23 protein-coding genes are annotated in these 22,487 nt (G+C 65.7%); 13 read left to right on the top strand and 10 right to left on the bottom strand.

Annotated elements, in window-relative coordinates:
* Positions 1-65: 65 nt before the first annotated feature.
* Genes VGN46_RS06460 through VGN46_RS06445 form a run of 4 tightly spaced genes read right to left on the bottom strand, consistent with a single transcriptional unit; the run spans position 66 to position 4,899 of the window.
* The gene (locus VGN46_RS06460) at positions 66-425 is read right to left on the bottom strand and encodes a hypothetical protein (protein ID WP_331641875.1); all 360 of its coding nucleotides are present in this window, start codon (positions 423-425) and stop codon (positions 66-68) included.
* 30 nt (positions 426-455) lie between these two features.
* Entirely contained in the window at positions 456-1,754 is a 1,299-nt protein-coding gene (locus VGN46_RS06455; RefSeq protein WP_331641873.1) for an amidohydrolase family protein, read from the bottom strand.
* Positions 1,751-3,943, bottom strand: coding sequence for a penicillin acylase family protein (locus VGN46_RS06450; protein ID WP_331641871.1), 2,193 nt, complete (start codon positions 3,941-3,943; stop codon positions 1,751-1,753). Before VGN46_RS06450 ends, VGN46_RS06455 begins: the two co-directional genes overlap by 4 nt.
* 53 nt (positions 3,944-3,996) lie before the next feature.
* On the bottom strand, positions 3,997-4,899 hold the full coding sequence (locus tag VGN46_RS06445; RefSeq protein ID WP_331641870.1) for a LysR substrate-binding domain-containing protein: 903 nt from the start codon (positions 4,897-4,899) through the stop codon (positions 3,997-3,999).
* A gap of 100 nt (positions 4,900-4,999) precedes the next feature.
* Between VGN46_RS06445 and VGN46_RS06440 the strand changes: the two genes are divergently transcribed.
* The gene (locus tag VGN46_RS06440) at positions 5,000-6,226 is read left to right on the top strand and encodes an MFS transporter (protein WP_331641868.1); all 1,227 of its coding nucleotides are present in this window, start codon (positions 5,000-5,002) and stop codon (positions 6,224-6,226) included.
* A 38-nt stretch (positions 6,227-6,264) separates the two neighbouring features.
* Here the strand turns inward: VGN46_RS06440 and VGN46_RS06435 are convergent, their stop codons facing one another.
* The 5 genes from VGN46_RS06435 to VGN46_RS06420 form a co-directional block, all read right to left on the bottom strand.
* Positions 6,265-6,963, bottom strand: a complete 699-nt coding sequence (locus tag VGN46_RS06435) for a hypothetical protein (RefSeq protein WP_331641866.1) — start codon at positions 6,961-6,963, stop codon at positions 6,265-6,267.
* Positions 6,964-6,979: 16 nt separating this feature from the next.
* Positions 6,980-7,306 carry a DUF6932 family protein gene (locus VGN46_RS20325; RefSeq protein WP_414675231.1) on the bottom strand — a complete coding sequence of 109 codons (327 nt, stop codon included), beginning with the start codon at positions 7,304-7,306 and terminating at the stop codon, positions 6,980-6,982.
* Between the two features lie 2 nt (positions 7,307-7,308).
* On the bottom strand, positions 7,309-8,328 hold the full coding sequence (locus tag VGN46_RS06430) for a nuclease (RefSeq protein WP_331641864.1): 1,020 nt from the start codon (positions 8,326-8,328) through the stop codon (positions 7,309-7,311).
* An 83-nt stretch (positions 8,329-8,411) separates the two neighbouring features.
* Positions 8,412-8,921 carry a nuclear transport factor 2 family protein gene (locus VGN46_RS06425; protein ID WP_331641862.1) on the bottom strand — a complete coding sequence of 170 codons (510 nt, stop codon included), beginning with the start codon at positions 8,919-8,921 and terminating at the stop codon, positions 8,412-8,414.
* 34 nt (positions 8,922-8,955) lie between these two features.
* Positions 8,956-9,819 (bottom strand): YicC/YloC family endoribonuclease, encoded by an 864-nt coding sequence (locus tag VGN46_RS06420; RefSeq protein WP_331641860.1) that lies wholly within the window; start codon positions 9,817-9,819, stop codon positions 8,956-8,958.
* A gap of 75 nt (positions 9,820-9,894) precedes the next feature.
* Between VGN46_RS06420 and rph the strand changes: the two genes are divergently transcribed.
* The 12 genes from rph (at position 9,895) to cydX (ending at position 21,120) form a co-directional block, all read left to right on the top strand.
* Positions 9,895-10,626, top strand: a complete 732-nt coding sequence (gene rph / locus VGN46_RS06415) for a ribonuclease PH (protein ID WP_331641857.1) — start codon at positions 9,895-9,897, stop codon at positions 10,624-10,626.
* A complete protein-coding gene (locus VGN46_RS06410) occupies positions 10,623-11,132 on the top strand; it encodes an N-acetyltransferase (protein ID WP_331641854.1) in 510 nt (169 codons plus the stop codon). Before rph ends, VGN46_RS06410 begins: the two co-directional genes overlap by 4 nt.
* Positions 11,132-11,725: an RdgB/HAM1 family non-canonical purine NTP pyrophosphatase gene (gene rdgB / locus VGN46_RS06405; protein ID WP_331641852.1), complete on the top strand. Its 594-nt coding sequence runs from the start codon at positions 11,132-11,134 to the stop codon at positions 11,723-11,725. The genes VGN46_RS06410 and rdgB overlap by 1 nt, the downstream gene beginning before the upstream one ends.
* Positions 11,722-12,879, top strand: a complete 1,158-nt coding sequence (gene hemW, locus VGN46_RS06400) for a radical SAM family heme chaperone HemW (RefSeq protein ID WP_331641850.1) — start codon at positions 11,722-11,724, stop codon at positions 12,877-12,879. Before rdgB ends, hemW begins: the two co-directional genes overlap by 4 nt.
* A gap of 125 nt (positions 12,880-13,004) precedes the next feature.
* Positions 13,005-15,251: a DUF1631 family protein gene (locus VGN46_RS06395; RefSeq protein WP_331641848.1), complete on the top strand. Its 2,247-nt coding sequence runs from the start codon at positions 13,005-13,007 to the stop codon at positions 15,249-15,251.
* Positions 15,248-15,595: a PilZ domain-containing protein gene (locus VGN46_RS06390; RefSeq protein ID WP_331641846.1), complete on the top strand. Its 348-nt coding sequence runs from the start codon at positions 15,248-15,250 to the stop codon at positions 15,593-15,595. The genes VGN46_RS06395 and VGN46_RS06390 overlap by 4 nt, the downstream gene beginning before the upstream one ends.
* 62 nt (positions 15,596-15,657) lie before the next feature.
* Positions 15,658-16,266 (top strand): hypothetical protein, encoded by a 609-nt coding sequence (locus VGN46_RS06385; RefSeq protein ID WP_331641844.1) that lies wholly within the window; start codon positions 15,658-15,660, stop codon positions 16,264-16,266.
* A gap of 147 nt (positions 16,267-16,413) precedes the next feature.
* On the top strand, positions 16,414-17,739 hold the full coding sequence (pepQ, locus tag VGN46_RS06380; protein WP_331641842.1) for a Xaa-Pro dipeptidase: 1,326 nt from the start codon (positions 16,414-16,416) through the stop codon (positions 17,737-17,739).
* A 311-nt stretch (positions 17,740-18,050) separates the two neighbouring features.
* Positions 18,051-18,269 (top strand): cytochrome oxidase putative small subunit CydP, encoded by a 219-nt coding sequence (cydP, locus tag VGN46_RS06375; RefSeq protein ID WP_331641840.1) that lies wholly within the window; start codon positions 18,051-18,053, stop codon positions 18,267-18,269.
* Complete coding sequence (locus VGN46_RS06370) at positions 18,266-19,837, top strand: cytochrome ubiquinol oxidase subunit I (RefSeq protein WP_345786188.1); 1,572 nt, start codon at positions 18,266-18,268, stop codon at positions 19,835-19,837. The genes cydP and VGN46_RS06370 overlap by 4 nt, the downstream gene beginning before the upstream one ends.
* 13 nt (positions 19,838-19,850) lie before the next feature.
* Positions 19,851-20,981, top strand: a complete 1,131-nt coding sequence (gene cydB, locus VGN46_RS06365; RefSeq protein WP_331641838.1) for a cytochrome d ubiquinol oxidase subunit II — start codon at positions 19,851-19,853, stop codon at positions 20,979-20,981.
* A 16-nt stretch (positions 20,982-20,997) separates the two neighbouring features.
* A complete protein-coding gene (gene cydX / locus VGN46_RS06360; protein WP_331641836.1) occupies positions 20,998-21,120 on the top strand; it encodes a cytochrome bd-I oxidase subunit CydX in 123 nt (40 codons plus the stop codon).
* A gap of 89 nt (positions 21,121-21,209) precedes the next feature.
* On the opposite strand, the gene VGN46_RS06355 is transcribed toward cydX, so the two are convergent.
* Positions 21,210-22,454, bottom strand: a complete 1,245-nt coding sequence (locus tag VGN46_RS06355; RefSeq protein WP_414675230.1) for an aminopeptidase P N-terminal domain-containing protein — start codon at positions 22,452-22,454, stop codon at positions 21,210-21,212.
* Between the last annotated feature and the right edge of the window lie 33 nt (positions 22,455-22,487).

Genomic DNA, 22,487 nt, shown 5'->3' with positions numbered 1-22,487 from the left:
TGCGCGCGATCGCGCGCACGCGCGCTCCTACAGGTTCCTCGCCGTCTTTCACCCTGTGTAGCGCATCAATGCCCCAGCGTGATGAACGCCGAAACGAACGAGAACAGCATGAAGTAGCCCAGCGAAAACAGCAGGGCGATCCAGAGCATGCCATCGGGTGGCCGCGGGTCGAGCGATCCGGTGCGCTTCCAGTGCATCGCCCAGTTAAGTTGCCCTTGCAGGTACACCACGCCGAAGAAGAAGACGTAGGTGTTATCGATATCGGGGTTCAGGCCGAACTCCGGCAGTTTCCGGCGAAGGCTGCCGGCGATGCTGTAGACCGCGCCCAGCCCGAATCCGAAGCAGGCCAGTTGGTGGGCGGAGTATGCACTTCGCCGGCCGCCTTTTGGGCGGCGGCCTTTCTGTAGGAGCGCGCTTGCGCGCAAACGCGCGCAACCGCGCTCCGACAAGCAGCGTCACGGCTTTTTGTAGATCGCGCCGCCCTTCATCACGAAGGGCACGCTGGACAATACGGAGATGTCCTTCGTCGGGTCACCGGGTACGGCGATGATGTCCGCGTCGAGGCCGGCCTTGAGCTGGCCGATGTGGTCCTGCTGGCGGAGTACCTTCGCATCGACAGCTGTGGCGGCGAGCAAGGCCTTCGCCGGGGTCATCCCGTCGCGGACCATCCACTCGAGTTCCTTGTAATTCGTGCCGTGGGTGAAGACGCCCACGTCGCTGCCTGCGCCAATGGTGACGCCCGCATCGAGGGCGCGCTTGAACGCCGTGGCCGAAGCCTGCATCGATTCGGTGGGTGGCGTGCCCGGCTTCCAGCCACCGAAGTACTCGGCGTAGGCGGCGCTGGCCTCCAACGTGGGCATGTACGCGACGTTATGCTTTTTCATCAGCGCGAAGACTTCCGGCGTGCCGTCGTAACCGTGCTCGATTGTATCGACGCCGGCGAGCACCGAACGTCGCATGCCTTCCGCCGTGGTCGAATGCACGGCCACGGGCAGGTTCAGCGAGTGCGCGACTTCCACGGCGGCGTTCAGCTCGTCCTGCGTAAGCGTGGGCGAGGAGCCTTTCGCCTTGCCGCAATGGTAGTCGGTGTAGAGCTTGATCCAGTCGGCGCCATGCGCGGCCTGGTCACGCACGGCATCCACCATCTGCGCGACGCCGCTCACGGGGATCGCACCCTGCGGCAGATCCATGTCCTCGCGGAAGCCAAGCGGCCCCGGCCCATAGCAATGCGCGGCCACCGTCGCGCGCGTCGCGACGAACAGGTGCGGGCCGGGAATCAGTCCCTTGTCGATCGCGCGTTGCACGTCGACATCGGCGTAGCCCGCGCCTTCGGTGCCAAGATCGCGCAGGGCCGTATAGCCGGCCATCAGCGTATCGCGCGCATGCTTCACGGCTTCGACGGTACGAAAGGCCAGCGTCTCCTTCAGCACCTGGTCGTTCCACAGAGTCTCGTTATACGGGTGCAGGAAGATGTGCGAGTGCGCGTCGATCAAACCTGGCAACAACGTCATGCCCGGGAAGGAGAGCGTCTCGGTGCCGGCCGGCGCGGTGACCTGGCTTTCCGGTCCGACCGCAGCGATCTTGTCACCCTGGACCAGCACGACCCATTCTGTGTGCGTTTGCTCATCGCGCGCGTCGAAAACACGATCCGCCTTGAGCAGCACGGGATGTGCCGCCGGCTTCGGCAGGTCTTCCGCATGCGCGGCGAACGTGAGCGCGAGGCCCGTGGCGAGAGCAAGCAGCGTCTTCTTCATGGCGTGGTGTCCTTGTCACCGGGATGGTAGGCGCGTTCGACGTGGCCTTCGAGTTCGTCGGGCCAGAAATACACCTTGCGGAGGTTGCCCGTGGTGTAGCGCTCGGCCTCGTCATTGAAATGCTTCGCGCCGGGATGACCGCTTTCGCCGCCGGCGGTGATGGCCCGCGCACTCACCCTGGGCCCGAACTCGACTACGGCGACGAAGCTGTTGCCGCTCGTGCCGTAATAGCGCTTTGTGCCCGGCCAGCGATGCGCACCGAAGGAGGCCAGCGAGCCCCACCGTGAAGAGGTGAACGGCACGGGGATGCTCGGCTTTGTATCGTCGAACACCTGCGCGATCGCCGCGTCGTTGCGCTGGTAGCGGTTGACCTCGCCCCACGGCACTCCCCAGCTACCGAAGTCCTTTTCCAGCCGGTCCGCTGCATCGGCGAGCGCCCGCAGCCGCGCCTGCGGCCCGGCCTTCTCTGCCATCACGTCGTAGATGCTCAGCCCTTCCTGCGTGTCTTCCTTGCTGACCTTGTCCCAGAGGATGTCACCCCAGAACACGGCCAGCGTCGTTGGCATGGAGGCGATGCCCCAACGGTAATCCCACGCCCGCAGCAGCCCGACCGGACCTCGCAGCTTTGCTTTCAGCGGGTCGCTGGCGGGCAGCGCATCGTAGTCCCTGATCAGGATCGGAAGCTGGCGTTCGAAGGCAGGCAGGTACGAATCAAACGCCGCCGCCAGCAGCGAGGCCTTGGTGAAGTCGCGCTGGCCGGTGAGCACGCGCGTGGCGTGGATGCCGCGGGGATTCTCGCCCACCGAGTCCATGTATTTCGGGAAATCCGCCTGCTTCGGGCTATCCGGGCCCGCCGCCGAGTACGGCCAGTCGTTCGTGTTGAAGATCCAGCCGGTGCCGGGATTGAACAGGCGGGGCGCCTTGTCCAGCGGCAGGAGCGCCTGCCAGTCAGTCGCCGGATCGCTGCCGTCCACGGGTTTGGTGTAATCGAAGCGATCGTCTCGCTTCGGGATGAACTGTGGATGCAGGTACGCGATGTTGCCCTTGTCATCCGCGTAGATCGTGTTGTTCGACGAATTGGCCTTGAGCTCGGCGACCTTCATGTAGGCCGCATAGTCGTTGGCCTTCGTCCGCAGCCAGCTTTGCTGAAGCGCCTCGAGCGGCTTGTTCATCAAGGCGAAAGCGATCCACTTATCGCCCTGCGTGCGCACGACGGGGCCATGGTGCGTCGCATAGGTGGTGAAGTGCCGGTCGCCCTGCCCCTTCACCCGCACGACGATCTCGCGCGTCGCCACCGGCCGCGTTTCCTCGCCATAGCGATAGAACAGCTTGCCGCCCTGCTTCACGATCGTCTCGGCGAACTCATCGACCACGTCGATACCCGACGAGGTATGCATCCAGCCGATGTGCTTATTGAAGCCCTGGTAGATGAAGAACTGCCCCCAGGTCACCGCGCCGTACGCGTCAAGGCCCTGGTCGCTCGACATCTGTAGTTCCGAGCGGAAGTAGAACGATGTGTGTGGATTGATCAGCAGAAGCGCGTGGCCATCGGCAGTGAGCTTCGGCGCGATGGCGATGCCATTGGAACCGGTCGGCTCCCACCAGCTCGATGGCGGCGTGACCTGCGCCAGCGCGCCCACCGGGTCCTTGCCATAGAAGGCCTGGAGATCCTTCGTCGGCACGCGTTCGACGTCGCCACCGATGCTGCCTTCCGAGAAGCTCAGCGCCATCCACGGTTCGAAATGGGTGATGACGCGCGGATGCGTATCGGCATGGGTGGCGAGGTAATAGTTCAGGCCATCGGCCCAGCCATCCATCAAGGCCTTGAGCCACGCCGGGCTGCGGGAATACATGGCCTTGAGCTGGGTTTCGTCGACGAAGAGCTTCTGGCGCAGGTCTTTCCAGACCGCAGGCTCGCCTTCTGCTTCGGCGAGCCGCCCGAGCGAGACCAGGTAATTGGTCTCCACCCGGTTGAAGTCGTCCTCGGCCTGCGCATAGGCCATGCCGAACACCGCTTCGGAATCCGTCTTGCCATGCACGTGGGCGATACCCCAGTCATCACGGGTAATCGACACCGCGGCGGCCTCCCGCTGCCAACGCGCGGCATCCGCATCGGCGGCGGCATGCGCCGCCGGCACAAGAAGCGACGCACAAAGCACGGCCAACGCGCGACGGCGAATTCCAGACATAATCGGTTACCCCTGACGGACCGCCGATCGTAGCCCGTTACGGCGCGTCGCGGTCAAGTGCCGGCAGGCAGGCGCCCGCGCAACCGAGGCGCGGCAAAATCCAGGAACGCGCGCAACTTCAGCGGCAACGGTGCCTGCCCTTTATGCACAAGGTGGATCGGCAATGGTGCGGTTTCGTAAGAAGCGAGCACGCTGCGTAGCGAACCCTCGCGCAAGGGCGCGGCGACCTGGTACGAGAGCACGCGTACCAGACCCACACCGAGGATCGCCGCATCGATCGCGGCCTCCGCCGTATTGACGGCGAGGCGCGACGGTACCGGCACCGAGACCTGGGCCTTGCCCTCGCCGAACACCCACGCGCGGGTGGATTCGAGGACTTCGAAACTCACGCACTCTTGCTTCGCGAGGTCGCGCGGCGTGTCGGGCGTGCCATGTGCCGCGAGGTAGCCCGGGCTCGCGCAGACCACGCGGCGCACGTTGCCGACGCCGACCGCCATGAGGTTGCTGTCGGGCAATTCGCCAATCCGGATCGCCGCGTCGACCTGCTCTTCCATCAGGTGCACCACGCGGTCGGTCAGGTTGAGGTTCACCCCGATCTCCGGGTACTGGGCCAGGAACTCGGCCACGACCGGCACGACGTGGAGCCGGCCGAAAACCACCGGCGCGGTCACCGTCAGTTCGCCACGCGGCTGCACGTATTCGCCCATCGCATTCCGCTCAGCCTCGCCCACCTCCTCGAGGATCCGCCGGCAGGCGGCGACGTACGAGGCGCCCGCCTCGGTGAGGGTGAGCTGCCGGGTGGTGCGGAGGAGTAGCCGCGTGCGCAGGTGGGTTTCCAGCGCCGCGACCTTGCGGCTCACCGTCGCCAGCGGCAGCCCGAGCTGCCGCGCGCCGGCCGACAGGCTGCCCGCATCGACCACTGCCACCAGGATCGCCATGGATTCGAGCTGGTTCATGCGGCCCTCTCAGAATATGGAAGGATCATTCCCGATCGTGCCAGATTCTCTTGGATCACGGCCAGACCTATCTTCCGGTCATCCCACCCAGGAGCCTGCCGTGCACGGCCCATCCCCCACCGTTGTACCCGCCCCCGCGGAGGCCGCCTCGCGCGGAAAGATCCTGATGATGGCCGTGGTCGCCGGCGCCGTCATTACCAACCTTTATTGCGTGCAGCCGATTCTTCCTCTGATCGCCGGTGGACTGCATGCCACGCTTACCGCCGTAGACCTCGTCGCTGGCGCGGCGCTGCTCGGCTTCTCCGCCGGCCTGGCGCTTTTGTTGCCGCTCGGCGACCGCTTCGACCGGCGCGCGCTGGTGCTCGCGCAGATCGCCGTCGCCTTTGTCCTCGATATCGTCGCGCTGTTCGTCCCCGGCATCGTCGGCCTGGCCATGGTCTCGTTCGGCATCGGCATGGTGAGCTGCGTGCCGCAGCAGCTGGTGCCGTTCGCCGGCGCGATGTCGGCACCGAGCGAGCGGGGCCGCAATGTCGGTACCGTGGTGAGCGGCATTATGATCGGCATCCTCGTCGGCCGCACGGTCGCGGGCCTGGTCGGACAGGCCTGGGGCTGGCGCGCGGTGTATGGCGTCGAAGCCTTGCTCATGGTGCCTTCCGCCATCGTCGCGCTGTCGATGCTGCCGAAGGGCGTGCCTTCGACCACGCTTTCCTATGGCCGCCTGCTCGCATCGCTGTGGCCGCTGATGCGCGACAACCGCCCGATCCGCGAGTCGATGATCGTGCAAGCGTTGCTCTGGGCGGCCTTCAACGCATTCTGGGTGAACCTCGCCGCGTTGCTGGCGAATGGCCCGTGGCACCTGGGCAGTGCGTGGGCCGGCGGGTTCGGCATCATCGGCGCGGCAGGCGCGTTCGCCGCCTCGTTCGGCGGCCGTATGGCGGACCGTAAGGGCACGCGCTACGTCGTGGGCGCGAGCATCGGCATCGTCACGCTCGCTTACCTGCTGCTCGCTGGCGCAAACAGCTCGCTGTCGCTGCTGGTGGTTGGCGTGATCGTGCTGGATATCGGCGTGCAGGCCGGCCTGGTCTCGAACCAGACCCGCGCCTTCGCGGTAGACCCGAAGGCGCAGGGGCGGATCAACAGCCTGTATATGACCGCCACGTTCCTCGGTGGCGCAGTAGGCACCGTGGTCAGCGGCTGGTTGATGAGCCGGTTTGGGTGGAGTGGTGTTGTGGCGTTGGGCGTGGTGCTGGGTGCGCTCGCGATGGTGTTTCATCGCGGAGGCGCGCGTCATTGCTTGCATGCCGGTGAACGGGCCAGCGCCCACTGAGCGTTGCCACCCGGCCAGGGCCACCGCCGATCGTCGATTCAAGCTGAGCACGGCGTGCGGCGGCGGAGTCGTTCCACAATCAGGGTATTCGCCGAGCGGACGCAAGCGCCGTGAATATCCGCAACAGAGAAATCGTGCTTGTTCTCGCCTTCAACGATATGGAGTGACGCGCCGACCTCGTCGAGGATGCCAAGGAATGCGTTGAGCTCGACCAGGATGGGGTCGTCCGACCTGGACTCCGTCCTTGACGAGGCACACGAGTCAGCTACGAGGTCCGCTATCGCAACGGCGATGCCGTGAATGGCCTCAGGGACAAATGATGGCCCGGTGCCTGGGCTCTTTTTCTCACGCAAGATAAAGCCGAAGGGTTCCGACACCGTCACCGTTAGCTGAAGCGGCGGCAGGGATGACCACTTCTCTCGGCCAGCGTCACTACGTGTGTTTAGCGACGACGCCTGACATTCCAGCAGGCGGATATAACCGTCGATGGCACGATTCGCGAGCGGAAGGTCCACGCCGAACATGCCATGACAAGCACCGCCTGCAAAATCCAGTCCGACCTCGCCAATATCGTGAGGCACGGCCTCGAAGGCCCGCAGCTCAGCTTCCAGTCGCTCGGGCCAGCCGGTCCATTGGATGAGCTCGAAGAAGTCATTATCGCGCTGCGCCCTGTTAAACATTTCCCAGGCATTGGCGACCTCGGACCGTTTGTGACGCAGTTCAACACCGTGAAGCATTAACAACCTCCTGTTTTCACAAAACTACCGAATCGTCGCTCAGGTCGATTCTGACGAAACCCTTCCACCGCGCTTTTTTTCGATCGTGTCCAAACACGTTACACCAGTAGGCCGCGCTCGCCACGAGCCGAGCGGGAGACAAGGATGCGGTGTCAACGTAGTAGGCATCGCAACCATAGGTGGCGCGCACCGAATCATGGCAGAAGAGCGGCGCATTCACGCGGAGGCACTCAACCAGCTCGGTGTGATCGGAGCGTAGCGACAGGATGGGAGCGAACGTCACCACGTCTACGTCAGCGGGAGGGCAGCCCCGCTGCGTCTCAGAATCTTCTACAAAACTCAGGTCTAACCTACCTTCGGTGACCGCTCCGCAGGTGCAGACCCGGTCTCTGGGTTGTATGCAGGATTCGCGCTGTCGGTCGGGCCACGCACATGAGGTACACGCGGCAGCGCACTCTCGCGCCACGCGCGATAGACAAGGTCACGCAGCATCGTCGCGCCAGCGGCCGTGCGTTGGTAGATGAGCGCCCTTGCCTCCGGGTCTTTCGGATCGACCCACGCGCCACGTTTGTCGAGCTGGTAAACCTTCTCGACGCTATCGCCCGATCGGGAGAGGTAGGCCAGCACGGCGTCGAACACGTCACCCTCGATCGGGTTCACGGCAGGCACACGGCGCAACAGGTCCTGGTCGCTCAGCCCCATGCCGTCAACGAAATCGCTCTCCATGCGTCCGTGGATCTTCGGGTCGCGGGTGTAATCGTTCGGATTGGGGCCTTGCCAGCCATCGTGGTGGATCGTGACGTGCAGGGGCTGTGCGCCATCGCCGACGTAGTGGCCCATCCACGCCACGTACATCGCGCATGCAATTTCGATATTCGCGGTGTCTTGCGCGTGTGCCTTGCGTTCGCGATAAGCGCGGAATCCATTGACCAGGTGACCGTAGACCTCCACGACGGCGTAAGGCAGCGTACCCGTCCAGCGCACATTGGTTCGCACCGCTTCGGGCGAGTGCGCCGCGGCCAGACGCTGCTGCTCCTTCTGCAGCGCGAGGATGAACTCAAACCGCGACCGCGGGATCGTCTGCATAAAGGTGAACTGCTCACGGAACCAGCCGTGGTTCGGGTCTTCCTCCATCTTGGAGAACGGCGTGGCATGGTCGCGCCAGTCGTCCGGCAAGGTGGAGGAATCCTCGATCAGGCCGAGATAGTTACGCAGGAACACCGGGCCATCGGGCGGCAGGCTTTCTACCGCGGTGCGGTCGATCACCGAATGGCCACGGTGGCCCCAGCCGAGCGCGGGACCAGCGGCAAGGATGATGACTAGGGAAATGGCGGCAGCAAGGCCACGGGCGCGGCGGGGAGGCACGTCGGTCACTCGTATCGATCGGGGCGGCTTAATGTCTCGGACATCCGTGACAGGCGGCTTACATCCGGTCGGCAACCCGCACATCAATCACCGATAGCGTGATGCCCATAGCTAAAAACACGCGTCGCCTGCCAGCCGCTCGTGGTCTGATGCCAGACGACCATGAAGTGCGCCGCACCGAAGCACTTATCCGACTTCAGGTCGCAGAACTCCTGGTCACCTTCTTCGATCGCACCGAAATCCTTGATCGGATAAATCTGCAAGCTCCCCGCGACCAGCTTGCGACGGAAGTGCCCGCAGACGTTCTTCCCGGTCTTCTCGATGTAGTCCTTCCGCGTCCAGCTGACCCCGCCGTTGTCGTGGTAGAACTCGAGGTTCGGGTCGAGCAGCGCCGCGTGCTTATCGAGCTGCCCTGGCTTGTCGCAGGTATTGAAGGTGTCGAAGAGCTGGGTATCCAGCCCTGTCACCGTGCGAACCAGGGTGTCCTGGCTCGCGTTGCCGGACCCGGACGATTGCCCGAGCGGCGCGGCCACGATGCATGGGGCCGCGAGAGCGGCGGCAAGGACAGTGATTAACCAGAGCGCGCTTCGCATCGTGCATTCGTCCTTGCCGGAGGGAAGCTGCAGGTTACTCGATGTTCTGCACCTGCTCGCGCATCTGCTCAATCAACACCTTGAGCTCAACCGCCGCATTGGTCGTCCGCGAATCCACCGACTTGGAACCCAGCGTATTGGCCTCGCGATTGAACTCCTGCATGAGGAAATCCAACCGGCGGCCGATCGGCTCCTTCAGAGCCAGCACGCGGCGGGCTTCACTGATGTGAGTGGCGAGACGATCCAGCTCCTCGTCCACATCAATACGGGTGATCTGCAATACCAGTTCCTGCTCCAGGCGCCCCGGCTCCGCCGGCTGGCGCACATCGGCCAGGCGGGTTTCCAGGCGCGCACGCAGCGCGGTGCGGATCTCGGGCAGCCAACCGCGGACGTCGCGGAGGATCTTCTCAATCGCATCGAGGCGCTCAAGAAGGATCTCGCCGAGCTTGCTGCCTTCACGGCCACGGGTATCCGAAAGCGCTTCCAGGGCCCGGTCGAGCACCTCGAGCAGGGCGGCCTGAAGCGCATCCGCGTCGGCTTCCGGCTGCTGGAGCACACCGGGGAAGCGCAGCAGTTCGGTGAACTCGATGTTCATCCGCGGGAAGCGCTGTTCCAGATCGAGCGCCAGCTCGGAGAGCCGCGAAAGGATCTGGCCATTCATGCGCAGACCTTCGGCGCTGCCCTGCTCGCTGCGCAGGCGCACCGTGACGTCGACCTTGCCACGCGAAAGGCGGGTGGCGATACGCTCGCGCAGAGCGCTTTCGAAACTTCGCAGATCATCGGGCAGCCGGGGGCTGATTTCGAGGTAGCGGTGGTTCACGGTGCGCAGCTCGCAGGTGAGCGTGCCGGACGGGCCAACGCGCTCGGCGGAGGCATAGGCGGTCATGCTGCGGATCATGGGGGGCTCGCTCGCGCGTCAGGAAAGGCTGCAATGGTAAACTGACCCACCGCCCGCGCCCAACCCAGGCCCCAAATGACCTTCTCCCGACCGAGCGGCCGCGCTGCCGACCAGCTGCGTACCGTCACCATCGAGCGCCATTACACCCGCCATGCCGAGGGCTCCGTCCTCGTCAGCTTCGGCGACACCAAGGTGCTGTGCACCGCCTCCATCGAAGAGCGCGTCCCACCCTGGCTGCGCGGCAAGGGCGAGGGCTGGGTCACCGCCGAGTACGGCATGCTCCCCCGCGCCACCACCGACCGTAACCAGCGCGAAGCCGCGCGCGGCGGCCAGGGCGGCCGGACCATGGAGATCCAGCGCCTGATCGGCCGCTCGCTGCGCGCCTGCGTGGATCGCGCTGCCCTGGGCGAGCGCGTGATCACCCTGGATTGCGACGTGATCCAGGCCGATGGCGGCACCCGCACCGCGGCCATCACCGGTGCCTACGTCGCGCTGACCGATGCCGTGAGCACCCTGCTCAAGCGCAACGCGATCAAGCGCAATCCGATCATGGGCGCGATCGCCGCCGTCTCGGTCGGCATCTACCAGGGCGTGCCGGTGCTCGATCTCGACTACGCCGAAGATTCCAACTGCGATACCGATATGAACGTCGTCATGAACGATGGCGGCGGCTTCATCGAGGTGCAGGGAACGGCCGAAGGCCATGCCTTCCGCCGCGAAGAAATGAACGCCTTGCTCGACCTGGCCAGCAAGGGCATCAACGAACTGGTACTCGCCCAGCGTGCGGCACTGGAAGGCACCCCGTGACCGACGTCCGCGCCGCCACGCCCGCTGACCTTGACGCGATCGTCGCCGTGCACCACGCGGCGTTCTGCCGACCGAACGAGGGCGACCTCGTGCGCCGCCTGGTCGACGCGGGCCACGCGACCATCTCGCTGGTGGCCGTGGATGACAACGACACGGTGATTGGTCACGTGCTGTTCTCGCCCCTCACCATCGAGCACGGTGATGACGGCAAGGCCCTCGGCCTGGCCCCGATCGCGGTCCTGCCCGATTACCAGCGCTCAGGCGTGGGTCATGCGCTTATCGAGGAAGGCATCGGCGCCTGCTTCGTCGCCGATGCCCGCGCGGTATTCGTCCTGGGCTCGCCCGCCTATTACGCCAAGTTCGGCTTCGGCAAGGCCTCGGCTCACGAACTGCATGACGCCTTCGAGGGCGGCAACGCCTTCCAGGTACTGCCGCTCACCATCACGGGCCTCGAAGGCTACAAAGGCCGCGTGAGCTACGCGCCTGCGTTTTCGGAAGGCCTCTGATGCGCATCGTCCTGGCCTCGGGCAACGCCGGCAAAGTGGTCGAGCTGGAACAGCTGCTCGCCGGCAGCGGCGTGCAGCTGGTGCCGCAGACCTCGCTCGGCGTGTCCGACGCCGATGAAACCGGCCTTACCTTTGTCGAAAACGCGCTGATCAAGGCGCGTCATGCGGCGCGCGCCACCGGCCTGCCCGCGCTGGCGGATGATTCGGGTATCTGCGTCGATGCGCTGGATGGCGCACCTGGCCTGTACGCCGCACGCTATGCCGGCACGCACGGCGACAGCGCGGCGAACAACGCGAAGCTGTTGCGCGAACTCGATGGCGTGCCGATGGAAAAGCGCACGGCGTACTTCATCGCCGTGCTGGTCCTGCTGCGCCATGCCGACGATCCCGCACCGCTCATTGCTGAAGGCCGCTGGCACGGGCGGATCCTGCAGGCGCCGCGTGGTGAAGGTGGCTTCGGTTACGACCCGCTGTTCCTCCCCGATGGCTCGGACCTCGGTGCTGCTGAAATCGAGCCCGCGCTGAAGAACCGCCTCAGCCACCGCGGCCAGGCGCTCGATGTGCTGAAGGCGCGCTTCGCCGAACTCGCATGACCATGTTGTCGCCGCCGCTGTCCCTGTACGTGCATATGCCGTGGTGCGTGCGCAAATGCCCGTACTGCGATTTCAACTCGCACGGCGTGCGTGGCACGCCCGAGTACGCGACCTACGTGGAGACGCTGCTGGCCGACCTGGATGCGGACCTGCGCGACTTTGGTGCTGCGCTTGCTGGCCGCCCGATCGAGACGGTGTTCTTCGGCGGCGGCACGCCCAGCCTGTTCACCCCGGAACTGATCGGCCGCTTCCTCGATGGAGCGCGCGAACGCCTGCCGTTCGCGGTGGATGCCGAGGTCACCCTGGAAACGAACCCCGGTACGGTGGAGCACGGTCGTTTCGACGGTTACCTCGCGGCGGGGGTAAACCGCATCTCCTTCGGCGTGCAGAGTTTCGACAACGACAAGCTGCATCGCCTCGGCCGCATCCATTCGGCGCACGAGGCGGCCGATGCGGTGCGCCAGGCCCAGGATGCCGGCATCGACAACATCAATATCGACCTTATGTATGCCCTGCCGCAGCAGGACCTCGCCGGGGCGCTCGCCGATGTCGACAAGGCCATGGCGCTGCGGCCCACCCACATCTCGCATTACCAGCTCACACTGGAACCGAATACGGCGTTCGCCGCCAACCCGCCCCCCCTACCCGATGACGACGCGGCCTGGGCGATCCAGGAAGCCTGCCAGGATCGGCTGGGTGAAGGCGGCTACGGGCAGTACGAGGTGTCGGCCTATGCCCTGCCCGGTCGCCGCTGCCAGCACAACCTGAACTACTGGCGCTTTGGCGATTACCTCGGCATCGGCGCAGGGGCACACGGCAAGGTCAGCGGCCCGGCCGGGGTCCAGCGCCGCTGGAAGACCCGCCTTCCCGCCGCGTACCTTTCGGCGGCCGGTGGCCCTGTGCGCATCGGCGGCGATAGCATCGTCACGGCGGACGACCTGCCCTTCGAATACATGCTCAACGCCCTGCGCCTGATCGATGGGGTGCCCATGTCCGACTTCACCGGGCGTACCGGCCTTCCCCTCGAAACCATCGCCAGGGGCCTGGCCACCAGCCGAAGCCGCGGCTGGATCGAGGCCGACCCGGTCACGCTGCGGACCACGGCCCTCGGCCAGCGCTTCCTCAACGATGTGATCGAAGCGTTCATGGCCTGAGTGGCGGTCTCGCTGCCGGCGAGACCTACACCCTTCGCCTAGGTCTTATGCCCTTGACGCCGCGCTGGCGCAGGGGCCGGATGGCCGTCTAAACTTGCGACCAAGGCCGGGGAGGGGCCGAGCTCATGAATCCTGGCACGCCGCCGTTCGGTCGGACGGGACCGCATCCTGTCGCCCTATCGCCGCGTGCCGAACGCGAGGCGCAGCAGGGCCTGTCACTTTGCCTTACCTGGCTGGACATGCCCCTGCGGGAAGCCTTGCGCGATTTCGACCAGCGTATGTTCGCGGCGGCCGAGAGCAGCCGGAACCACCTTGAGCAACAGGATTGCTTCGACAGCCGCAGCATCGTCCAGCGAGAAGGCCCGGCCTTCCGTACCCGCTTTGCTTCTCACCTTTCCGAACGTTTTCGCCGGCTCGGCGAACTGGCCGATAGCCGCCCCTCGACGAATGAGTATGGCGGGCTGAACCTGAGCCTGGTCGACCCGGAAGAACAAGAGCAGACCGATGCGCTGGCCAGCATGGCCGCACGCGCGGAAGCGCGCAGCGCCAGCAGCCTGTTCGAACTCGGTTACCGCCTGGCCGTGCTGGCCGGCACGCCGCCACTGGATGGCGAGGCCTTGCCCGCCGGCCCGCGCGCGCTGACCGCGGCGTTGCAGGCGGCGATGGAAAACATGCTGCTGGTACCGGTCCATCGCCTGATCCTGTTCCAGGCCGTGGATACCCGTGTACTTGGCCATAGCGAAGCCTTCTACGGGGCGCTGAACGAGCATTACCGGACGCGCGGCATCCTGCCGGGTTTCCGGGTTTACCCGAATGTGCGCGTCACCAGTACACCGGTCGGCGATCGCCGCCCCCGCCCTGGCGAGGGCGGTACGGCTGAAGCGGGTCTCGGCGGCGGTGGCAGCGGCGGTAGTGGCGCGGGCGGCGGCAGCACGGGTAGCGCCGCGCCCGAGGGCAACATCGGCGTGCTCGAGAGCCTGCGCCAGTTGCTCTCCCAGCGTGCCCAGACCGGCCGCGGCGCGGGCTTCGCCCCGGGCCGCCTGGCCTCTGACGATGAACTTCAGACGGCGCTGCTTGCGCTGCAAGGCCATGTCACTGACGTGACCGATGCCGCGCAGCGCGAGATCCGCAGTGCCGACGCCCTCCGCAACGAACTTCTGAGCCAGCTCAACCGCGGCCGTCCCGCCGGGGCACCGCAGGCCGAACTGACGCTCGAGCAAGGCGATACGGTCGAACTGACCGCCATGCTGTTCCAGAACCTGGGCCAGCAGATGGGCGAAGCCAGCGCCGGACGCCGTGTGCTTGGCGGCCTGCAGTGGCCCATGCTGCGCGCGGCCGTCAACGACCGTGGCTTCTTCGACCAGCCGGAGCACCCGGCACGGCAACTGCTCAATACCGTGAGCGAAGCCGCGCACCACTGGCTGGATCCGGCCGAAGGCGAGCCCGAAGCCGCCCTGCTTGATCGCCTGGAACGCCTGGTCGTCGATGCCAGCATCGCGCAGGTGATCGACCCGGCATGGCGCGCCGACATCGAGACCCAGCTCGCCCAGCTCTCGCGCAAGGCGCACGTCGCCGAGCGCCGCCAGATCGAAGCGATGGAAGGCCGCGACCGCCTTGAGCGCGCCCGCCAGCGTGCAAGCGAAGTGATGGGCGAGCGCATGGGCGAGGCAGGCACCGCGCCGCGCGGCGTGGTTCGTATCCTGCTCGAGCGCACCTGGGCGGACGTCCTGGCCCTGCACATCCTGCGCGGCGGCGAGACCGGCGAGGCCTACCTGCATTGCCTGGGCGTCACCGACCAGCTGCTCGGTCGCCGCCCCGTGGCTGACCCGCAGAAGCTGCGTCAGGAAGTGGAGCGTGGCCTCGAACACCTTGGCATGCATCCTGCGGAAGCGAGCCAGGTCGCCACGGGGCTGTTCGAGCCCGCGCAGGAGCGCCAGGGCGACGACACCCTGACGACCACCGATGTAGCCATGCGCCTGAAGCAACGCCCACGCCTGGGCGAAGGCACCGCCCACGGCGAACCCGTGGCACCGGTCGAACCGACACCGCTGGACGCTGCGGCGCGGGCGGTTTACGAAGGCTTCGCAAGCCTGCGCTTCGGTACCTGGTTCGAGTTCACCCAGGCCGATGGCGACGTCGCCCGACGCAAACTGGCGTGGTTCTCGCCGGCCACGGGCCGCTGCCTGTTCGTGAACCAGCGTGGTGCGCGCAGCGATGACATGGATCTCACCCGCCTGGCCCGCATGATTTCAACGGGCGAAGCGCGCGAATGGCGCGACGAGCGCGTACCGCTCATCGACCGGGCCTGGCAGGCGGTGGCCCGGGCACTGCGCCGTGAACGGATGAACGAGCGAGTGGCGGGCCACGCATGAAGAACGAATTCGAACAGCGCCGCGCCCCACGCAAGCGGGCCACCTCGCCGATGCCGGTGGTCGATGTGATGAACGACGCCGTGCTGGGCCAGTTGGGCAACCTTTCCGCGACCGGCATGATGCTGCTGGGCACGCGCACGCCGCGTACGGGTGCGGTCTACCAGGTCACGTTCAACCTGCCCAACGCGCAGCACCGCGAGCACGCGGTGGTGATCGGCATCCAGGAGCAGTGGCACGAACCCGCCGCCTCCCCTGGCCAGTTCTGGTCGGGCTACCGGATCATTTCCGGCAGCGAGGATGATGTCCGCGCCATCGACGAATGGATCGGGCCGCCTGCCGACTGAACTGAACGGTGGCCACCGGTGGCGCTTTACCCCGGTAGCCACCAAGCGCCACCATCGCCACGATGAGCCAGCCCACCACCCTGTTAGTCGACACCGACCTCGAGCGCGATGACGCCGCCGCCGCCGCGAACGCGCTGTACCTGAAACTGGTGGGCGATGGCACGATTTCACCCCTGCCCGGCATGGCCGAAGACGCGCCATTTGAAGTGCTCGACCGACGCCTGACGGCCGATACCGGCATCACCGCCATTGGCCTGCATGCCAGCGGGCACCGCTGGCGCCTGGAGGGCCAGGCCGCGGAGATGGTCGACGGTGGCCGTGAAAACGGCATCTTCTGCCGTTACGACGGCAGTTTCACCATCCGCTGCCCGCAGTGTCTCGCACCGCTCTCGCCCGGAGACGAGGGCAGCGATGCGCTTGAGGAAGCCCTGATCGTGTGGTGCGATTCGCCCGATTCGGCGTTCGTGGCCTGCCCCAACTGCTCCACCTGGACCCCACTGACCACCTGGCAATCGCCCCGTCATGATTTCGCCGTAGGCCACTTCGCGATCAGCCTGCACGGGGTGCACCTGCATGCGTTCACCGACCACCGCAACCACGCGGCCATGGCCCTGCGCCAGCGCCTCGGCGACCTGGCCAGCGACTACACGGTCGTCTACTCCTCCACCTGACCGACGCCCCTGTAGGCGCGCGCTTGCGCGCGATCGGGCTTGCGGCAAGCACTCATCGCGCGCAAGCGCGCTCCTACAGGGGTTGGCTCGGCCGGGCGGGAAGCGCACCATGGGGGACTGCCCAAACAACGTCCCCGGAGATTCACGATGAACGACGCGCTGGCCGCGCTTTACCCGCAGCACCTCGCCACCCTGCGCGCACGCACCGATGCCGCCCTGGCGCGCGGCGGTTTCGACCACCTGGTGGTCCCGGCCGGCCGCGCTATCACCAAGTTCATGGATGACCTGGACTACCCGTTCACGGTGAACCCGCATTTCAAGCACTGGTTGCCGCTGGTGGATGCCCCGGGCAGCTGGCTGGTCTACACCCCCGGTAACAAGCCGAAGCTGGTGTTCCTCCAGCCACACGATTACTGGCATGTGGTGCCGGAAGCGCCCGCCGGTTACTGGGTAGACCACTTCGATATCGTCACCGTGCGCAAGCCGGCCGACGCGATCGCCGAACTGCCGGCCATGCTGTCGCGCTGCGCCGTCATCGGCGACCAGTACTGCGGCGTGAATGAGGTAAAGGCGAACAACCCGGCGGCGGTGCTCGATTACCTGCACTACCACCGTGCGTACAAGACGCCGTACGAACTGGAATTGATGCGCGAAGCGAGCCGCCGTGGCGTGCGTGGCCACCGCGCTGCCGAGCAGGCGTTCCGCGCGGGTGCCAGCGAGCTGGGCATCCACCAGGCCTACCTCGCCGCCGTAGGCCAGACCGATGCCGAGCTACCCTATGCCAGCATCGTCTGCCTCAACGAACACGCCGCGATCCTGCATTACACGCATTTCGGCCGGACCCCGCCCGTTGAGAGCCGCTCGTTCCTGATCGACGCCGGCGCCAGTGCCTTTGGCTACGCCAGCGACATCACCCGTACGTACGCCGGCAAGAACGCCGGTGAGTTCCAGGCCTTGATCGATTCGATGGATGCCGCGGAGCGTTCGTTCGTGGCCAAGGTGCGCGCCGGGCAGAGCTACCCGGACCTGCACGTGCACGCCCACCACGTTATCGCCGGCGTGCTGCGCGAGCATGGCTTCATCCGGATGAGCGCCGAGAGCGCGGTGGAATCGGGCGTCACGTCCGCGTTCTTCCCGCACGGTCTCGGCCATGGCATCGGTATGCAGGTGCACGATGTGGCAGGATTCCACGCATCGGATGCTGGCGGCACGATCGCCAAGCCGGAAGGCCACCCCTACCTGCGCCTCACCCGCCAGCTTGAAGCGGGCATGGTCGTCACGATCGAACCGGGCCTGTACTTCATCGACATGCTCCTGGCCGAACTCAAGGACAAGCCTGTCGCGAGCGATATCCACTGGGAGAAGGTCGATGCGTTCCGCAAGTACGGCGGCATCCGCATCGAGGACGATGTGGTCTGCACCGCCGACGAGCCGGAAAACATGACCCGCGACGCGTTCGCACAGCTGGCGTAAAAACATCGCGCGCAAGCGCGCTCCTACAAGGGCCTGCGCAGGTCTTGTGTAGGAGCGCGCTTGCGCGCGATGGCCACGCCGCAAACGTCCAAGAAACGATCGAATCCGGCATGCGCAGCGCGCGGCGTAACGCCGCATGCCACAACGGCGCCTTTGCTACGCCGGCGTTGATCTGGCGTATGCTCAGCCCAGGGGATTGAACCAAACGACACGCGGTCAGGCCGCTGCGGCAATTGGCCATCGGTCGCGAACGCATGCGCAGGCTTATGCTGCCGGCAGATGTTCCAAAGGCAACCGCTGGAGTCGCACCTATGGATGTCGACGTTCTCGCAAAACGCCCGCGTTGGCGCAACAAGCCCCTGCCGAGGCTCGCCCTCGAGCTCTCGGTCATCGTCGTCGCCAAGCTCGCCCTGTTGATGCTCATCTGGTACGTCGCCATCCGGCCCCTGCCGCGCGCGGATGTCTCGCCCGCTGGCGTGGGCCGGGTGCTTGCCCCCGCTTCCGCATCCACCCAGGAAACCAAGCCATGATCGTCGACCCCGAAGTCGTCGGCCTGTCGCGCCTGCAGTTCGCGCTCACCGCGCTCTATCACTTCCTGTTCGTCCCGCTCACGCTAGGCCTCGCCTTCATGCTCGCCATCATGGAGAGCGTGTATGTGATGACCCGGCGCGAAGTCTGGAAACGCATGACCCAGTTCTGGGGCGTGCTGTTCGGGATCAACTTCGCCATGGGCGTCGCCACCGGCGTCACCATGGAGTTCCAGTTCGGTACGAACTGGGCGTACTACTCGCATTACGTCGGCGACATCTTCGGCGCGCCACTGGCGATCGAAGGCATGATGGCCTTCTTCCTCGAGTCCACCCTGGTCGGCGTGTTCTTCTTCGGCTGGGAACGCACCACCCCGCTAAAGCACTTGATCGCCACATGGTTCATGGCCTTCGCTACGTCGCTCTCGGCCTTGTGGATCCTGATCGCGAATGCATGGATGCAGAACCCCGTCGGCGCGGCCTTCAACGCGCAAACCATGCGCATGGAAGTCACGAACTTCAGCGAAGTCATCCTCAACCCGGTGGCACAGGCGAAGTTCGTACACACGGTAAGTGCCGGCTACACGATGGGGGCGATGTTCGTGCTCTCCATCAGTGCGTGGTACCTGTTGCGCGGCCGCAACGTGGATTTTGCCAAGCGCTCGATGACCGTGGCAGCCAGCTTCGGGCTCGCGGCATCCCTGTCCGTCGTCGTGCTCGGCGATGAGTCCGGTTACACGGTCTCCGAAAACCAGAAGATGAAGATGGCTGCGATCGAGGCCATGTGGGAAACCGAGCCCGCACCGGCCTCGTTCACCCTGATCGGCTTCCCTGACGTCGCGAAGCGCGAGACGCATGCGGCGATTCGCGTACCCTGGCTGATGGGCCTGATCGGCACCCGCTCGATCAGCGAACCGATCCTCGGCATCAGCGCGCTCGTCGACGACGCCAAGCTGCGTATCAGCGATGGCATCAAGGCTTACGACGCCATGCTGGTGTTGCGCGAGAACAAGGATGACGCACAGGCGAAGGCGATTCTCACCCTGCACGACAAGGACATGGGTTACGCGCTGCTGCTGAAGCGCTTCATGGATGATCCGCGCAAGGCCACGCCCGCGGATATCGAGCGCGCGGCGCAGAGCACCATTCCCAACGTACCGGTGTTGTTCTGGTCGTTCCGGCTGATGGTCGCCTGCGGCTTCTGGTTTATCGGCCTGTTCGCGTACGCCTTCTGGCGCGCCAGCAAGCGCCGCCTCGAGGGCCGCGCCTTCCTTCGCGTGGCCTTGTGGAGCCTGCCGCTGCCATGGGTCGCGGCGGAACTGGGATGGATCGTGGCGGAATACGGCCGGCAACCATGGGCGATCGAGGGCGTGCTGCCGACCGCACTGGGCGCGTCATCCCTCACCACCGGCCAGGTGTGGATTTCGCTTGGCGGCTTCGTCCTGTTCTACACCGCGCTGGCAGTGATCGATGGCTACCTGATGGTGAAGTTCGCGAAGAAGGGACCGGATGGCCTCGGCATGTGGCCACCCTCGCCCGACCCCCTGCCCATCACGGCCCAGGCCGTCTGAAGGAGCATGCGCCATGTTTGATTACGAAACGCTCCGCGTCATCTGGTGGGCCCTGATCGGTGTCCTTCTTGCCGCCTTCGCCATCATGGATGGCTTTGACTTCGGCGTTGCCGCCCTGCTCCGCGTGCTCGGCCGGGATGAACACGAGCGCCATGTACTGCTGGAAACGATCGAGCCGACATGGGAGGGCAACCAGGTGTGGTTCGTCCTGGGTGGCGGTGCCGTGTTCGCGGCATGGCCGCTGCTGTACGCCGCCTCGTTCTCCGGGCTGTATGTCGCCATGTTCGTCCTGCTACTGGCCTTCATCATCCGGCCGGTGGGCTTCAACTTCCGCGAGAAGGTGGAAAACCCCCACTGGACACGGATCTGGGACTACGGATTGGTCACCTCGGGCATCATCGTGATGACGGTGTGCGGCGTGGCCTTCGGCAACCTGTTCCTTGGCCTGCCCTTCCATTACGACGGCGACCTGCGCCTGGTGTGGGCGGGCAGCTTCTTCCAGCTGTTCCACCCATTTGCCCTGCTTTGCGGCCTGGTGAGCCTGAGCATGCTGCTGACCCACGGTGCGGCGTGGGCCTCGATGAAAGCCGACGAGAGCATCGCGGTGCGCGCGGCGCGGATCGCCCGTTTGACCTCGCTGGTCTACGTGCTGCTGTTCGTCCTCGCCGGCATCTGGCTGGCGTACGGGATACCGGGTTACGCGGTGGCCGGGCCGGTGATTACCGATGGCGTATCGAATCCACTGGCCAAGCAGGTGGCGGTGGGGAGCTCGTGGTTCGCGGGGTATCTCACCCACCCGTTCTTCTGGGTCGCGCCGGTCATCGCCTTCATCGGCGCACTGGGGGTTCAGCTGTTCGTTGCCCGGCAAGGCTTCCTCGGCTTCTTCAGCAGTTGCCTTTCGGTCGCGGGAACCATCTGTTCGGCGGGGTTCGCCCTGTTCCCCTTCCTGTTGCCGTCCTCGCTGGACCCACGCTCCAGCCTCACCGTGTGGGACGCCTCGTCCAGCCAGGGCACGCTGTTCCTGATGATGTGCCTGGCGGCAGTGTTCCTGCCGATCATCATTCTCTACACGACCTGGGTGTTCCGCGTGATGCGCGGCCGCGTCAGCCTCGAACAGGTGCGTAAATCGCACCACATGTACTGAAGAAGGAGCGCGAACGATGTGGTATTTCGCCTGGATCCTCGGCTTAGGCCTGGCATGCGCCTTCGCGATCCTCAATGCAATGTGGTTCGAAGTGTACGCCGACGACGAAGCCCACCAGCAAAAAGACAAACCCGTGTAGGAGCGCGCTTGCGCGCGATGGGGTTGCCGCAAGACCCATCGCCCTCGAAGAGGGAATAAACGCGCAATCCCAGCGCGCTCCTACCGGGATTAGAACGTCGAGGGGTCTTTCGGCACCATCGCCGTCATCACTTCAGGCGCGCCCTTGGTGACGGCCACGTCGTCTTCGATGCGGATACCGATGCCGCGCCAGCGTTCCGGCACGTTTTTGTCGTTGGGCGGGATGTAGATGCCCGGCTCCACGGTCAGGACCATGCCTTCTTCGAGCACGCGTGGTTCGCCGTCGATGCGATAGTCGCCGACGTCATGCACATCCAGCCCAAGCCAGTGGCCGGTCTTGCTCGGGAAGTACGCCTTGTAGGTGCCATCGGCGATCACGCGCTCGACGCTACCTTTCAGCAGACCCAGCGCGCAGAGCCCCGTGGCGATGACACGCACGGCCGCCTCATGGGAATCGGCGAAGGCACGGCCCGGCCGTACCGCGTCGATCGCCGCCAGCTGCGCTTCGTAGACCACGTCATACAACGCCCGCTGCTCGTCGCTGAAACGGCCATCCACGGGATAGGTCCGGGTGATGTCCGAGGCATAACACTCCACTTCGGCCCCCGCGTCGACCAACAGCAGGTCGCCGGCCTTCAGCGTCGCGCGGTTGGCCTGGTAATGCAGGATGCAGGCGTTCGCGCCACCAGCGATGGTCGGCGGGAACGCCGGTACCGCGCCGCGGCTGCGGATGGTACGAAGGATCTCGCCCTCGATCTCGTATTCCGCCACACCGGGGCGGGCGAGGGCCATCGCGGCCAGGTGGGCGGCACCGGCCACTTCAGCGGAGCGGCGCATCAAGGCCAGCTCGTCACGCGACTTGAACAGGCGCAGGTCGTGTAACAAGTGGCCCAGGGCTACCAGGTCCTTGGGAACGACACCGCCGCCGCGCGCGGTGCGCAGGCGGCGCATCCAGCCGAGCAGCCGGGCATCGAAATCGGGTTCCTGACCGAAATGGCAGTACACCCGGGTCCTGCCCTCGATCATCCCGGGCAGGATGTCGTCGATGTCATCGATCGGAAACGCGTCATCCAGTTTCAGTTCCCGTGCCGCGCGATCCGTGCCCATGCGCTCGCCATCCCAGCGCTCACGCTCGGCGTCCCGCTCGCGGCAGAACAACACGGTCTCGCCATGGGCGCGACCGGGCAGCAGGGCCAGCACCGCTTCCGGTTCACCGAAGCCAGTGAGGTAATGGAAATCGGAATCCTGCCGGTACGGCCACGGCGCATCCGCATTGCGCATGCGCTCGGGCGCCGCGGCGAGGATCAACACCGCATCCTCGCCCGCCATGCGCATCAGCTCCCGGCGGCGCCGGGCGTATTCAGCGGC

Source organism: Luteibacter sp., assembly GCF_036500425.1.
Lineage (GTDB): Bacteria > Pseudomonadota > Gammaproteobacteria > Xanthomonadales > Rhodanobacteraceae > Luteibacter.
Note: the sequence above shows the minus strand (reverse complement) of the source record. Positions and strands in the feature narration are given on the sequence as shown.

What these genes read in the sequence shown, in the direction of transcription:
- VGN46_RS06455 (WP_331641873.1), bottom strand. Translation starts at nt 1,754, where the DNA reads ATGAAGAAGACGCTGCTTGCTCTCGCCACGGGCCTCGCGCTCACGTTC.
- VGN46_RS06450 (WP_331641871.1), bottom strand. Translation starts at nt 3,943, where the DNA reads ATGTCTGGAATTCGCCGTCGCGCGTTGGCCGTGCTTTGTGCGTCGCTT.
- VGN46_RS06445 (WP_331641870.1), bottom strand. Translation starts at nt 4,899, where the DNA reads ATGAACCAGCTCGAATCCATGGCGATCCTGGTGGCAGTGGTCGATGCG.
- VGN46_RS06435 (WP_331641866.1), bottom strand. Translation starts at nt 6,963, where the DNA reads ATGCTTCACGGTGTTGAACTGCGTCACAAACGGTCCGAGGTCGCCAAT.
- VGN46_RS06425 (WP_331641862.1), bottom strand. Translation starts at nt 8,921, where the DNA reads ATGCGAAGCGCGCTCTGGTTAATCACTGTCCTTGCCGCCGCTCTCGCG.
- VGN46_RS06420 (WP_331641860.1), bottom strand. Translation starts at nt 9,819, where the DNA reads ATGATCCGCAGCATGACCGCCTATGCCTCCGCCGAGCGCGTTGGCCCG.
- rph (WP_331641857.1), top strand. Translation starts at nt 9,895, where the DNA reads ATGACCTTCTCCCGACCGAGCGGCCGCGCTGCCGACCAGCTGCGTACC.
- rdgB (WP_331641852.1), top strand. Translation starts at nt 11,132, where the DNA reads ATGCGCATCGTCCTGGCCTCGGGCAACGCCGGCAAAGTGGTCGAGCTG.
- hemW (WP_331641850.1), top strand. Translation starts at nt 11,722, where the DNA reads ATGACCATGTTGTCGCCGCCGCTGTCCCTGTACGTGCATATGCCGTGG.
- VGN46_RS06395 (WP_331641848.1), top strand. Translation starts at nt 13,005, where the DNA reads ATGAATCCTGGCACGCCGCCGTTCGGTCGGACGGGACCGCATCCTGTC.
- VGN46_RS06390 (WP_331641846.1), top strand. Translation starts at nt 15,248, where the DNA reads ATGAAGAACGAATTCGAACAGCGCCGCGCCCCACGCAAGCGGGCCACC.
- VGN46_RS06385 (WP_331641844.1), top strand. Translation starts at nt 15,658, where the DNA reads ATGAGCCAGCCCACCACCCTGTTAGTCGACACCGACCTCGAGCGCGAT.
- pepQ (WP_331641842.1), top strand. Translation starts at nt 16,414, where the DNA reads ATGAACGACGCGCTGGCCGCGCTTTACCCGCAGCACCTCGCCACCCTG.
- cydP (WP_331641840.1), top strand. Translation starts at nt 18,051, where the DNA reads ATGGATGTCGACGTTCTCGCAAAACGCCCGCGTTGGCGCAACAAGCCC.
- VGN46_RS06370 (WP_345786188.1), top strand. Translation starts at nt 18,266, where the DNA reads ATGATCGTCGACCCCGAAGTCGTCGGCCTGTCGCGCCTGCAGTTCGCG.
- cydB (WP_331641838.1), top strand. Translation starts at nt 19,851, where the DNA reads ATGTTTGATTACGAAACGCTCCGCGTCATCTGGTGGGCCCTGATCGGT.
- cydX (WP_331641836.1), top strand. Translation starts at nt 20,998, where the DNA reads ATGTGGTATTTCGCCTGGATCCTCGGCTTAGGCCTGGCATGCGCCTTC.
- VGN46_RS06355 (WP_414675230.1), bottom strand. Translation starts at nt 22,454, where the DNA reads ATGCGCATGGCGGGCGAGGATGCGGTGTTGATCCTCGCCGCGGCGCCC.